The organism is Dongia soli (genome assembly GCF_034044715.1).
Taxonomy (GTDB): domain Bacteria; phylum Pseudomonadota; class Alphaproteobacteria; order Dongiales; family Dongiaceae; genus Dongia_B; species Dongia_B soli.
In genome coordinates, this window is sequence record NZ_JAXCLW010000002.1 from 1,124,198 (window position 1) to 1,137,079 (window position 12,882).

The 12,882-nt window shown below is 59.0% G+C and carries 12 protein-coding genes; 3 read left to right on the top strand and 9 right to left on the bottom strand.

The window, feature by feature from the left end; all coding sequences use genetic code 11:
• Positions 1-266: 266 nt before the first annotated feature.
• The 8 genes from SMD27_RS11730 to SMD27_RS11765 all read right to left on the bottom strand — a co-directional run bounded on the left by SMD27_RS11730 (position 267) and on the right by SMD27_RS11765 (position 8,241).
• A complete protein-coding gene (locus tag SMD27_RS11730) occupies positions 267-1,598 on the bottom strand; it encodes an aspartate aminotransferase family protein (protein WP_320508548.1) in 1,332 nt (443 codons plus the stop codon).
• A gap of 44 nt (positions 1,599-1,642) precedes the next feature.
• Positions 1,643-2,275, bottom strand: coding sequence for an ABC-type transport auxiliary lipoprotein family protein (locus SMD27_RS11735; RefSeq protein WP_320508549.1), 633 nt, complete (start codon positions 2,273-2,275; stop codon positions 1,643-1,645).
• A complete protein-coding gene (locus tag SMD27_RS11740; RefSeq protein ID WP_320508550.1) occupies positions 2,272-3,210 on the bottom strand; it encodes an MlaD family protein in 939 nt (312 codons plus the stop codon). The genes SMD27_RS11735 and SMD27_RS11740 overlap by 4 nt, the downstream gene beginning before the upstream one ends.
• 38 nt (positions 3,211-3,248) lie before the next feature.
• Positions 3,249-4,124: an ABC transporter ATP-binding protein gene (locus tag SMD27_RS11745; RefSeq protein ID WP_320508551.1), complete on the bottom strand. Its 876-nt coding sequence runs from the start codon at positions 4,122-4,124 to the stop codon at positions 3,249-3,251.
• Between the two features lies 1 nt (position 4,125).
• On the bottom strand, positions 4,126-5,265 hold the full coding sequence (locus SMD27_RS11750) for an MlaE family lipid ABC transporter permease subunit (protein ID WP_320508552.1): 1,140 nt from the start codon (positions 5,263-5,265) through the stop codon (positions 4,126-4,128).
• Positions 5,266-5,523: 258 nt separating this feature from the next.
• Positions 5,524-6,660, bottom strand: a complete 1,137-nt coding sequence (locus tag SMD27_RS11755) for a type III PLP-dependent enzyme (RefSeq protein WP_320508553.1) — start codon at positions 6,658-6,660, stop codon at positions 5,524-5,526.
• 296 nt (positions 6,661-6,956) lie between these two features.
• Positions 6,957-7,403, bottom strand: coding sequence for a hypothetical protein (locus tag SMD27_RS11760; protein WP_320508554.1), 447 nt, complete (start codon positions 7,401-7,403; stop codon positions 6,957-6,959).
• 124 nt (positions 7,404-7,527) lie between these two features.
• On the bottom strand, positions 7,528-8,241 hold the full coding sequence (locus SMD27_RS11765) for a hypothetical protein (RefSeq protein ID WP_320508555.1): 714 nt from the start codon (positions 8,239-8,241) through the stop codon (positions 7,528-7,530).
• A gap of 218 nt (positions 8,242-8,459) precedes the next feature.
• On the opposite strand from SMD27_RS11765, the gene SMD27_RS11770 reads away from it, so the two are divergent.
• Positions 8,460-9,455, top strand: coding sequence for a TetR/AcrR family transcriptional regulator (locus SMD27_RS11770; protein ID WP_320508556.1), 996 nt, complete (start codon positions 8,460-8,462; stop codon positions 9,453-9,455).
• A gap of 12 nt (positions 9,456-9,467) precedes the next feature.
• Here the strand turns inward: SMD27_RS11770 and SMD27_RS11775 are convergent, their stop codons facing one another.
• Positions 9,468-9,977, bottom strand: a complete 510-nt coding sequence (locus tag SMD27_RS11775) for an Lrp/AsnC family transcriptional regulator (RefSeq protein WP_320508557.1) — start codon at positions 9,975-9,977, stop codon at positions 9,468-9,470.
• Positions 9,978-10,118: 141 nt separating this feature from the next.
• Here SMD27_RS11775 and SMD27_RS11780 point away from each other — a divergent pair, with 141 nt between their 5' ends.
• On the top strand, positions 10,119-10,634 hold the full coding sequence (locus SMD27_RS11780) for an adenine phosphoribosyltransferase (RefSeq protein WP_320508558.1): 516 nt from the start codon (positions 10,119-10,121) through the stop codon (positions 10,632-10,634).
• A gap of 55 nt (positions 10,635-10,689) precedes the next feature.
• Complete coding sequence (locus SMD27_RS11785) at positions 10,690-12,867, top strand: tetratricopeptide repeat protein (RefSeq protein WP_320508559.1); 2,178 nt, start codon at positions 10,690-10,692, stop codon at positions 12,865-12,867.
• Positions 12,868-12,882: the final 15 nt, after the last annotated feature.

Genomic DNA, 12,882 nt, shown 5'->3' on the forward strand with positions numbered 1-12,882 from the left:
TCGCCCTCCCGGGGCTGATATCCGGGACTACATGAGCAGGACCGGCGACCGGCCGGCCGTCTCACGCCATCTGATCAGATGAAACATCGAGAAAGTTAATATTCTGATACCAAGCATGGCGGAAATGGCCCTGGATGTTTGCCCAAAGCTCCGTTTGGGAACGGAAAAGGTCACAATCTTCAAGGGTTGGACATTATCGCGGCGACGCCGATAGCCCGCCTGGCCGCCCGAGGGCCTTAACCATGAGCGGGCAGCGGGGAGCCAGATCAAGCCCCTCGCCCCAGGACCTGGCCGATCGCCAGGGAGAGCTTGTCCACCAATTCGTCGAGCTGGCTGTCGGTAATATTATAGGGAGGCGCCAGGACGATGTGATCGCCGTTCCGGCCGTCGACGCAACCGCCGGAAGGATAGCACATCAAGCCCTGCTCCATCGCCGTCTGCCGGATTTTCAGCCAAATGCGTTTTGCCGGGTCGAAGCAGGCTTTGCTCTCCCGGTCCGCCACCAGTTCCAAGCCCAGGAACAGGCCTCGCCCGCGGATATCGCCGATATGGGGATGTTGGCCGAATCTGTCCTGCAGCCGTGCCGTGAGCTTCGCTCCCTGCTCGCGCACCTGGGCGAGCAGGCCTTCCTCGGCGATCACTTTCTGGACCGCCAAGGCACCGGCGCAGGCTAAAGTATGCCCGGCATAGGTATGGCCATGCTTCAACGCGCCGGAACCTTCGGCGATGGCGCGGTAGATCCGCCCATGGATCAATAATCCGCCGATCGGCATATAACCACCGCCCAAGCCCTTGGCCGTGGTGATGATATCCGGCGTGACCCCATCTTCCAGACAGGCATACATATGGCCGGTGCGCCCCATGCCGCACATCACCTCGTCAAAGACCAGCAGGACGCCATAGCGGTCGCAGATATCCCGGATGCGTTTCAGATAGCCGGGCACCGCCGGAGCGCAGCCGAGGCTCGCCCCCACCACCGGTTCGCAGAAGAAGGCGGCGACATTCTCGGGACCCTGGGCCAAGATCGCCGCCTCCAATTCATCGGCCACGCGCAAGCCATAGGCTTCAGCACTTTCGTCAGGCCGACGGTCGCGATATTCATAGCAGGGCGCGATATGGGTGACGGATTGCAGCAGCGGTTCGTAGGGCTGGCGGCGGACGGTATCGCCCCCCAAGGCCAAGGCGCCGAGCGTATTGCCGTGATAGCTGCGCCGGCGCGCGATGAAGCGATGACGGCTCGGCTGGCCGATTTCGAGGAAATACTGCCGGGCAAGCTTCAGCGCCGCTTCGACCGCCTCGGAACCACCGCTGACGAAAAAGGCCTTCTCGATCCCTGCTGGTGCCTGGGTCACCAGGGTTTCGGCCAATTCCTCGATGACCGGCGTGGTGAAGAACAGCGAATAGGCATAGGAAACCGCCGCCGCCTGTTGCTGGATCGCCGCTGTGACCGCCGGATGATTATGCCCGAGACAGGAAACTGCCGGCCCGCCCGAGGCATCGAGATAGCGCCTCCCCTGATCATCGATCAGGTAACTGCCCTCCCCCCGCAAGATCGTCGGCGGGGTGGTCTTCATGTCGCGTGGAAAGAGGTAGCTCATGATCCCTCGGCGTCTTGATGGGTCAGGCGGATCGACACTGGGCGTCAGCCGGCTTGCATCGCTTTTAGCGTTTCGGTCACGATCTGCTCAAGGACCGGCGCCAAGGCTGCTTCGAAAGCGGCGACCACCTGCAGGATATCACTGCCGCTGGCTTTCACCTTCTGCTCTGCATTAATGATGGAAACGATCTTGCGGTCGGACATGCGCACCAATTTGGCGGTGAGACGGATATGGGCGCCGACGAAACTGCCATTGGTATATTCCGCCTGGAAATCACGCAATTCGGATTGCAGGACATAGTCCGGAATAAGGCCCGCGACATCCCGGCCGACCGCGACGCTATTCGTCTTCTCGAATGCCTCGAGCAGCTTGCTCTGGATGAGATTGGGACCGTTATCGGTCCAGGCCGCATTGGCGAAATATTCCGTCACGCCGGTGCTGCGACGCAGAGCGATCCGGGCGGTATCCAAATCGGCATCGGCATTGGGCACCGAGACCACCAATTGCGTGTCGATCTTCGGCAGAGGTTTGTCGAAGCTGATCTGCGGCCGCAGATTATAAAGCGGCACCGGCGTATTGACATTGCTGAGCACCGTACAGCCCATCAGCCCGGCACCACCGAACGTAAACGCCGTTATCAGCAGCATTCGGCGGCATATGTTTCCCGGCTTCGTCATTTCACCTCCACGCCTTTGGAACGGTCACCCAGCAGGAACCGCGCAGGGTCGCGCTCAATTTGCTGGGCAATACGCGACATTGAAGAAACAAGCTGTCGCAACTGCGTCACCAGTTCCGTCGTTTCATAGAGCGCCGACCCGGTGAAGTGTTTCAGCGGCGCGCGGTTTTCGTCGATCGTTTGCGACAGATTGTCTGCGGCCTTGCTGAAATTCTGCGCCATCTTGGAGACGTCCTGTGTGGTGCGGTGAACATCGCCCTGAACCCCGCTCACTGTGCCCTGCAGATCGGCTGCCAGTTTCTGGAATTGCAGGCTGGCCTTGGAAATGTTCTCCATAGCCTGTCCGGCCGTCTGGGTGACCTGGGGAATGTTCTCCGTCGCCTTGGCGAGATTGTCGGTGAGACGTTGCAGGTTCTGGACCGAGGCCGTGAAGGCCGCCTGGTTTTCCTCGCTGAGCATGCCATTCAACCGGTCCGCCACCCGGTTCGCCTTGTCCAGCAGATTGGGCATCTGGCGCTGCAACCGCTCCAGAGCCGAGGGGGTGGATTCAATTTCGTTCCCGGGCTTCAGAAGATCGGCGGTTCGGCTGCCGCGGGAGATCTGCAATGCCACGCCGCCGGCCAATCCCTGCATTTCTAGCGAGGCGGTCGAATCCTGGCGGATCGGTGTGCCGTTGCGGATATCGACATCGACCCGCGCCAATTCACTGTTCTCCGGATCGATCCGCACATCGACCACCCGCCCCACGGGGATGCCGCCGAAGAGCACAGCGCTATCGACGCGCAATTGCGCGACCGAGCCGCTGAACCGCGTGAAATAGCGGGTATAATCGCTCTTGGTCTGCACATTGGCCGCCCAGAGACAGAAGCCGGCGATCGCGAGCAGCAGGATCAGCACAAAGATGCCGACCGTGATATGTTTGGCGCGCGTTTCCATCACTCGATCCTCATCACTCGCATCTCAAGGTCAGCCCATCATCGCGGCGGATGATCGGTTGTCGCCGGATGGCCATTCGCTTCCTGACGGCTATCCCCCGTCTTCCCCATGCCGGCAGCACGCGCACGCGGACCATGGAAATACTCCTGCATCCAGGGATGCGGGTCGCGCATCAATTCGGCCATGGTGCCGACGCGAATTTTCTTGTCCAGCAAGACGGCGATACGGTCGCAGATCGCCACCAGGCTGTCCAGGTCATGGGTGACCATGACGACCGTGACTCCCAGGCTGCGTTGGAGACTGAGGATAAGCTGGTCGAAATCCGCGGCCCCTACCGGATCGAGGCCGGCGGTAGGCTCGTCGAGGAAGATGATTTCCGGGTCCAGGGACAAAGCGCGCGCAAGGCCGGCGCGTTTCTTCATACCGCCCGAGAGCTGCGAGGGATATTTATCGCCGGCGCTGAGCGGCAGGCCGACCAGTTGGATCTTCAAGGCGGCGAGCTGGTCCATCAGATCGTCATCGAGATCGCTGTGCTCGCGCATCGGCGCTTCGATGTTTTCCGCCACGGTCAGCGAACTGAATAGAGCACCGCTCTGATAGAGGACACCGCAGCGCGCCTGAACGCGCCGCCATTCGTGTTCGTCGAGATCGCGCTGTTTTTCGCCCAGCAGCATGATATCGCCTTCAGCGGCTATGTTCAGCCCGAGGATGGTCCGCAGCAGAACCGATTTGCCGGTGCCAGAGCCGCCGACGATGCCCAGCACCTCGCCGCGCTTGATATCGAGATCGAGCCCGTCATGCACCACCTGCGTGCCGAAGCGATTGACGAGGCCGCGGATCGACACGGCAAAATCCTTGCGATCACCGGGGAGGGTCGAACCGAGCTTGAATTCCGGGTCGTCGGAGACCGCCATCTCAGACTCCCAGCAATGAGAACAGGATGGAGAAGAAGGCATCGAAGACGATGACGAGGAAGATGCCTTCCACCACCGACCGTGTCGTCAGCTTGCCGACGCTTTCCGCGCTGCCACTCACACGCATGCCTTCGAAGCAACCGATCAGCGAGATGAGCAGCGCAAAGACGGGCGCCTTGATCATGCCGACCCAGAATTGCGACAGGGTGATCGCCTGGTTGAGCAAGGTCAAATACTGCTTGAAGCTCATATCGACCAGCAGCACGCACATCACGCCGCCGCCGAGGAGACCGAGGACATCGGCGAAGAAGGTCAGCAGCGGCAGCGCGATCACCAGGGCAATAACGCGCGGCAGAACCAGGACCTCCATGGGCGTCAGGCCCATGGTTTCCATCGCATCCACTTCCTCATTGACCTTCATGGTGCCGATCTGCGCCGTGAAGGCGGAACCGGAACGGCCGGCAACGACGATGGAGGTCAGGAGGATGCCCATTTCGCGCAGCACCGATATCCCCACCATGTTGACGGTGAAGATCTGCGCGCCGAAGCGGGCGAGCTGATCCGCGCCTTGATAGGCCAGGACGACACCGACCAGGAAGGAGATCAGGCCGACGATCGGCATGGCGTTGAGGCCGGTCTGCTCGATATGGCTGACGATGGAATTGATCCGAAGGCGCCGGGGATTGGCAATGACACGCAGGAAGACCTGGCAGAACGCGCCGAAGAAGGCGAGCAGGTCCAGCAGCTGGTCCCAGATCTCATAGACCGCCTCGCCGATCTGGGCGATCCAGTCAAGGAGCGTGCGCGGGGGCGGTACCGGTGGCTTGCCCGAGGGCGCCGCTTCGATCACCCGCTGCATCAGGTCGTTCATTCTGGGATCGAGATCGCGCAGACTGACCTCAGCCCCGGATGTACGCAGGGTATTGGCGCTGCGCAGCACCAGCCAGGCGCCGGCGGAATCCAGGCTGCTGATACCGGCCATATTGAAAACGACGTCGCCGCCCCGCTCGCCGGCGGCGATCTTGGCGGAGAGTTCGCGATTGATTTTCTCGGCATGATGCACGGTCCATTCGCCCTGCAGCGACCAGACCGTTTTGGCACCCTGGCGGGCTGAACTGACCCAGCTTTCCGCCATCGCCATTACGCTTGTCTTCCCTTCACCAACCGGCGACCCCGCAACCATCGATTCATCGGTTTCGACGAACCGATTTTCAACTGATGCGAACAGGAGATGCGGAGTTGCGGACAAAAGTCAATATCGGCGGGCGGCACAGCCCCGGGCCCCCGCCGCAGCCTGTGGCGGCGCTCACACTTTTATGATGCCGGGAACGAACCTTCGTTCGAACCGGCAGTTCTGGGATTGCCGGGAGAGGCGGGCGGCCGCCTCCCCCCAACCAAGTCAGATGTAATAAGCTTTCAGCGGCTCGAAACCGTTGAAGTTAACCGCGGAATAGGTGGTGGTATAGGCGCCGGTCGAGAAGATCCGCACCCGGTCGCCGATCTTCAGATTGACCGGCATTTCATATTTCGCCTTGTCGTAAAGGATGTCGGCGGAATCGCAGGTCGGGCCGGCGAGCACAACCGGCCGCGAATTGCCGTCGATCTGACGCGAGGGCTCGATGCGATAGCGGATCGCCTCACCTTCCGTCTCCGCCAGACCGCCGAAACGGCCGATATCCAGATAGACCCAATGGCGGTCTTCCGCGCTGTAGGATTTCTGCGAGATCAGGACCACCTCGGCTTCCAGCACGCCGGCATCCCCTACCATGTAACGGCCCGGCTCGACGATGATGCGCGGCAGGCGATTGCCGAAATGCTTGGTCATGGCCTCCATGATCGACTGGCCATAAGCCTCGATGCCAACGGTGCCGGTGGTATAGCTGGCCGGGAAGCCGCCGCCCAGATCGACCATCTTCAACTCGATGCCGCTTGCCGCGAGCTTGTCGAAGATCGCCTTGGCATGGCTGATCGGCCGATCCCACTGATTGGTGTCGAGCTGCTGCGACCCGACATGGAAGGAAATGCCGTGGGGTTCCAGACCGAGTGTCGCTGCCTTGGCCAACAGGGCCGCCGCCATGTCGGGCACGCAGCCGAATTTGCGGTTGAGCGGCCACAGGGCGCCTTCCGCCTCGACCAGGATACGGCAAAACACCTGGGCGCCGGGCGCATGGGCGGCGATCTTTTCCAGTTCGGCCTCGCTGTCGAAGGCATAGAGACGGACACCTTGGGCATGGGCCCAGGCGATGTCGGATGCCTTCTTGATGGTGTTGCCGAAGGAAATCCGTTCTCCCGGCACGCCATGAGCGAGGACGGACCGGATCTCGCCGGCCGAGGCGGTGTCGAAGCTGGCGCCAAGCTTGGCCAGGCGGCCGAGGATTTCCGGCGCGGGATTGGCCTTGACCGCATAGAAGACTTCGGAAAGCGGCAGGTTTTGCGTCAGGCCGAGATACTTCCTCTCGACGACGTCAAGATCGACGACCAGGCACGGCGTGGCCGGCTGGGTCTCTTCCAGGAACTTCACAGCACGATCTGACATCGCAACCTCCACTCTTTTTCTTGCCGGGCGCTTCCTCTGGCCCGGTCGGCCCGATCAATTCTGGTGCGGCCAAGAAAAATCGCCGCGCTGGTGCAGCCCAACCGTTCCCGAAGACTGTCGGGTCAGTTCAAGGTGCGCCTGCGCGGCGATTGCCGTCTTGGCTTGAGAAATAAATAGGGTCGAATTGTGAGGATTTGCTTTCGATCTTACCCGGCGATGCAGAATAATTGCGCAGTCGAAGACCGTTTGATGACGAATCTGAGTCGCATCTCTGTCACATTGGCGGGAAGACCGACCTAGCCCTCCTCGTCCTCGTCTTCGACCGGCCCGGCCGGTTCACTCTGACAGGCCCAGAGCAGGGCACGCTCCGGATCACGGAAGTAACGGTGACGGGCAAAACCGAATAGATCGCCAATGATCTTGAGCACCGTATCGAAGAGCGGATCGCGCGTGACATAAGCAATGCGCTGGCTTGGCGGAGCAACCTCCCGCCCGATTTCCGTTCCCCTATCCGCCGGCAGCATGCCGCGAATAATGCGGACCGCCGGCCAGTCGATCGTGCCGCTGAAATCCAGCAGGTCGACGACTGTCGGCGAAGCCGTCGGCACCAGGCCGGCGGCAAAAGCGTCGCGCAGACAATTGACGATATCGGCGGATTGCGGCTCACGCTCCAGCTTGATCCACAAGACGCCCCGGTCCGAGCGCAGGGTGATCCGCCCTGTTGATGTGCCGTAGGAAATCACTGGTCGGGCATCCCGGGCTTTGCGCTGATGCGTGCGGCGATGATTTGTTGCATGGTGTTGCCGGTTATCGACAAACAGCTCTCAACTTCTGGTAGTATGTGATCGGCGATATGCAAGATAGTCTTCAATCGTCGGATGGAGCGGTTTCGTCGACCCAGTAGAGCGGCTGCGGGAGCGGGTTCCCATCGGTTGACGGAGCCGGGAGATTCACGCCATAGGCACGAAATACCAGGCTTTGAACATAACGGGCAACTTGCCGCGTCAGTTCAGATGCATAGACGGTGACCAGCCGGGCTTCCTCATGCGACTGGACCTGGGCCAGCAGCCAACTGCCTTTGGCATAAGGCTCGACCAGATCCTTCGCCTGTTCCCAAGTGAAAATCGACGACATATCGCTGGTGAGTTCGGCAACCAGCGTGGCTGCCGCGGCAGCCCGATGATCGGGCGACGTCGTCCGAAGCTCGGTCTGGTTATCGAGCTTCTCATCGAGCGCTGCCTGAATCTGCCGCGTCAGTTTGGCTTTCAGATCGAGACACATCTCGCGGATACTGGCGCGACTGAGAAAAAGATAGCGCGCCTCTATCGCCAGATTGGCTTCGAGCCATTCATTCGGACCGAATCCCCGCGGATCGTAGCCGAGCGAATCGAACACGCCCGGATCGAATGTCTCTGGATGATTATCATTCGAATCGCTTTGCCAGGATGTGGACGGATGAGAGACTTCGGCTTCAGCGGATGTGGGCTGATCAGCAGCAGCCGGGCGATCGGCGCGTTCCGACAGCTTTGCCGCTTGGGCCAGAGCCTGCGCCAACTTGGCCTGCGCCAATTTGGATTCCATCGCCTCGCCTGTCTGCTTGCCGTCGGTAGCCGTATCAGCCGGTTACGTGATCGGTTGGTTGACGTTCGTCTTTAGTTTTCGGCAACGAAAATGTGTCACTGTACGGCAACTTGAAGAGCGTTCTAACAACCGACAGCAGCAGCATCACATGCGCGTGTAATTAAACAAATATTTTACAAGAGTCAAATAGTCATTCAATAATAGTATTGATCGGTTCAATGAAACAGAAACGCTCGCATCCCTCGAAGCAGCATGAAACCAGTTACAACAGGCTGGATTCCGCGTCCCGCCAGCGACAACTCATCGAGGCAACCAGCCAAGTCATCGTCAAGGTCGGCATCTCCGGTGTTACACTACAACGTGTGGCCGAGGTCGCAGACATTACTGCAGGAATGGTCAATTTCCATTTCAAAAGCAAGGATGCGTTGTTGAAGGCGACCTTGGAATCGCTTGTTAGCGATTACATCGAACAATTGGCCAGCGCGTTGGAGAAGGCCGCCACCAGTCCGGCCGAGTCGCTACGCATCATCGCCGAGCAGCATTTCTCCGCCCCGCTCATGACACGGGACAAATTGACGCTTTGGTACGCTTACTGGGGCGAAACCCAGGCCCATGGCAGCTATCGGCAGATCTGCTCTTCGGCGAAGGATTTCCTCCATGACCTCATCAATAATCTGGTGATGCAGCTTCAGGCGCCGAACGGGAATACGGAACTGGCGCGTGCGATTACCGCCGGTTTCATCGGCATCATCAGCCATCTCAGTCAGGAATACTTCGCGGCCCCCGAACGCGTCGACCTCCGCGCCTCGATCGCGACCTGCCTTGCCTATCTCGCCCATGCCTTCCCCGAACACGGTTTCGAGAAACCCAAAGATGACCGGCAAGCGGCGCAGGACACAAGTGACGACAAGGGCGCGAACCGCATGATCCCGGCGATACCGATGTCGCCGGATTGGGTTGTCGCCACCTTGCGCGACATCGACCTTAATCTGGCGCGCGGCATTGCCTTGCAGGATATCTGCCGGCGCCAGCATCTCGATCTGAAGATGATCGACTCGCTGCGGCGCAAATTCCAAGGCATGTCCGCTTACCAGATTCGCTATGTCATGACGCTGGAAAACCGTAACCTGAAGCTCATGGATTCGCTTGCCGATCAACTGACGGCGAAGCATACGGCCCGCTCTACCGCTGCGCGCCGCAGCCGAAAGGCCTAACGCGGGCTCGCGTCAATCAGGTTTCGTTTCAGCCGGCTCGATTAATTCGCGCAGTGGATAACCAGCGAATTTCTTGGTTTCCGACATGATCACATTCGTGGTCACCGAGGCGATATTCGGCTCGTCCTCGATCAGCCGGTGATGCAGGTCGACATAATCCGACACGCTGCGGCAGACGAAATGCACGATATAGTCGAAGTTGCCTGAGATCTGATAGCAGGCGATAGCCTGGCTGGTCCCTTCGATCAGTTTCTCGAAGGCACCCTGCTGGGTCCGCCCATGCTTGTGCAGCGTCACGAAACTGAGGATTTCGACATAATCTGTCAGCTTGGCCAGATCGATATCGGCACGATAACCGTGGATGATGCCGCTTTTCTCCAGGGCCCGGTGGCGATTATGGCAAGGGCTCGGCGACAGGCCGACCTTCGCGGCGAGTTCGAGGTTGGAGCTGCGCCCCTTATCCTGCAACGCCGACAAAATCTTCAAATCGATCCGGTCGACCTTCTGCGACTTGCGTGCCATTGAGCTTCGTTTTCCCCTCTCGGCCGTGCCAATTCCCCGCCCTCCCTTTTACAAGACAGGCAAATGCCTTATACACCAAGCATCGGATGCAGCCCAAGAGCGCGTCTTTCTGCCCGACCTTTACGCGACAGAGCTTAAGCCATGGATTTGAAGCAACATATCCGACACGTGCCGGATTTTCCCAAGCCGGGAATCCTGTTCTATGACATCTCCACCCTGATCGCCCATGGCGGTGCCTGGAAGGAAACGGTGAATCGGCTGGTGACCGCGGTCACGCCGATGGAACCGGAATTGCTGGTTGGGATCGAATCGCGCGGCTTCCTCGTCGCGGCCCCCCTTGCTTATCTGATGGGCACCGGTTTCACCATGGTGCGCAAGCGCGGCAAGCTGCCCGGCGGGACCATCCATCATGTCTATGATCTCGAATACGGCCAGGATGTGGTCGAGATCCAGGCCGATGCGATCCGCCCCGGCCAGCGTGTCGTGGTGCTGGATGATCTGCTGGCAACTGGCGGCACCTTGCATGCCGCCGTCGATCTGCTGCGCAAGGTCGGCGCCAATGTCGTCGGCGCCGCCTGTATCGTCGAGCTCACCTTCCTCGGCGGCCGCGATCGCTTGGACATTCCAGTTAATACGCTCGTCTCTTACGATTCCTGACGGTTCCTGAGTATCTAAAGCACCTCGCAACGTCACTGCATGCCAGCAAAGCGCATTGTCGCCGCTTTTGCATCACTTTATGGACAACTTTTACGATATAATATATTTTTATATTCTATCCTTTCGGAAAGCACTCGACATGCTGCGCTGCTTGCATATAACCGCCTTTGCCCGAAACCTCGGATACGTTGGCCTTCTATCGGCATATTTCATCTCACCGGCGTTAGCGGATCAGCCAGCATCATTGGAGCGCCTACGAGCTGATTGTCTTAAGCGTGAGGGGAGCCCCGCTGTCGTTGACGCCTGCACCAAATTGCTGGCGCGCACCGATGTCACACAGCGGCAGCAGATTGAAGCCCTCACCTATCGCGGTGGCTCCTATCAAATGCTGGGCAACTATGATCGTGCTTTGGTCGATTTGACCAATGCCGTAGATCTGTGGCCGGACAGTGCGATCCCATTGATCAACCGCGCCGTTACCTATCAAGCTAAAGGCGATTATAAGAGCGCTCTTGACGATCTCAACGATGCCGTGAAGCTGGACCCGAACGATAAGACAGCCCGGTTCGAGCGTGCCGTTACCTATAACTTCCTTGGTAACAGCGCGCGGGCCATCGCTGAATATGGCGAAGCGCTCCGCATCGATCCGGTCTATTGGGAAGCCTGGTACGAGCGCGGTTACACCTATCACGACCGAAGGGAATATCCCCATGCTATCGCGGACTACAGCCAAGCTCTGACGCTCAATGCGCGATCAACAGAGGTCCTGAACAGTCGCGGCCTCGCTTACCTGGATAGCGGTGACAGCAAACGTGCTCTGTCTGACTTCAATGAGGCACTTCATCTCGACCCTGAGATGGCAGCCGCATGGTTCAACCGCGGTTTGCTTTATCTCCACGAGAAAAATTTCGACCTTGCCATTGCGGATTTCGGGCAATCGATCAAAATCGATCCGACACGTGCTGAACCCTGGTATCACCGTGGGCGTGCCTTTTTCGAGATGGGCGACGGGGCCCAGGCCCAACGGGACTATAACGAAGCGAAGCGCCTCTCCAGTGAGAAAGATATTCTCTGGTATGCCGATGTCGCGGTCAACCAGGAAACGCCACCCCCACCATCGGCAGCATCTGTGGAGGCTGCCCCATCCATCCCCAAAGCCGTGGCCGTCGATGATCTTAGCGCATGCCGCGCTGCCGCCGGTGCAGGTGCTATCGATGCCTGCACCCGCTTGGTCAAAAGCGGCGCCTATCACGGAGAGACCTTGGCAGAGATCTATATCAATCGAGGATCGGCTTATTACAATGCCGACGACCTCCGAGCAGCATTAGCGGATTATAGTGAGAGCATCCGGATTGCTCCTGGTATCGTCACTGCATGGACCAATCGCGCCGATATTTACGATACTTTGGGAGAAACGGAGAAAGCGATCGCGGATTATGGCGAAGCGATCAAACGCGACGCGCGAAATGATGAGTGGTGGCTCAGCCGTGGAGCCGACTATGCCGAACAAGAAGATTACCTGAATGCCATACGTGATTATAGCGAGGCAATTAGGCTCAACCCGGATAATGGCAATGCCTGGTATAATCGTGGCATTGCTTATGGAATGATGGAAAACTACGATGCTGCCATTGCTGATAACAATGAAGCCATCCGTATTAATCCAAACGACAGTGAAGCCTTAAGCAATCGTGGCTTGTCATATTATCGCAAAGGCGAATTCAGTCCCGCCATTGCCGATCTCAGTAAAGCCATCAGCCTTGATCCGAGCTATGTCTTCGCTTTTCACAACCGTGGTCTCGCCTATCGCGATAAAGGCGATTATAACCGTGCCATTGCCGATTTCGATCGTGCGATCCAGCTCGATCCGACGGATGCTGCCGCCTGGACCAACCGCAGCCGCACCTATATGTTGGCTGGTAAGCCCGACCTTGCGATCGCAGATGCCGAAAAGGCCATCGAACTATCTCCAACCTGGTGGCGGCCCTGGATCGACAATGGGCTTGCCTATGAGAAGAAGGGCAATCTCGATAGCGCCGCCAGCAGTCTCAGCAAGGCGGTTCAGCTTTCACCTGATCAGCTTGAAGTCTGGCAAACCCGTGCTGCCTTTCGTGAACGTCGCCGCGAGTTTGCAGACGCCTTAGATGACCTACGCCACGCAGCCCAAGTCGCGCCTGATAACAAGGCTATTCAGGACAAAATCTCATACCTGGAAGCGGAACTGCAACAGTGACGGCCGACCGAAACG

Bases quoted from the DNA above. Each gene is read 5' to 3' on its own strand.
- SMD27_RS11730 (WP_320508548.1), bottom strand. From the start codon at position 1,598: ATGAGCTACCTCTTTCCACGCGACATGAAGACCACCCCGCCGACGATC.
- SMD27_RS11735 (WP_320508549.1), bottom strand. From the start codon at position 2,275: ATGACGAAGCCGGGAAACATATGCCGCCGAATGCTGCTGATAACGGCG.
- SMD27_RS11740 (WP_320508550.1), bottom strand. From the start codon at position 3,210: ATGGAAACGCGCGCCAAACATATCACGGTCGGCATCTTTGTGCTGATC.
- SMD27_RS11745 (WP_320508551.1), bottom strand. From the start codon at position 4,124: ATGGCGGTCTCCGACGACCCGGAATTCAAGCTCGGTTCGACCCTCCCC.
- SMD27_RS11750 (WP_320508552.1), bottom strand. From the start codon at position 5,265: ATGGCGATGGCGGAAAGCTGGGTCAGTTCAGCCCGCCAGGGTGCCAAA.
- SMD27_RS11755 (WP_320508553.1), bottom strand. From the start codon at position 6,660: ATGTCAGATCGTGCTGTGAAGTTCCTGGAAGAGACCCAGCCGGCCACG.
- SMD27_RS11765 (WP_320508555.1), bottom strand. From the start codon at position 8,241: ATGGAATCCAAATTGGCGCAGGCCAAGTTGGCGCAGGCTCTGGCCCAA.
- SMD27_RS11770 (WP_320508556.1), top strand. From the start codon at position 8,460: ATGAAACAGAAACGCTCGCATCCCTCGAAGCAGCATGAAACCAGTTAC.
- SMD27_RS11775 (WP_320508557.1), bottom strand. From the start codon at position 9,977: ATGGCACGCAAGTCGCAGAAGGTCGACCGGATCGATTTGAAGATTTTG.
- SMD27_RS11780 (WP_320508558.1), top strand. From the start codon at position 10,119: ATGGATTTGAAGCAACATATCCGACACGTGCCGGATTTTCCCAAGCCG.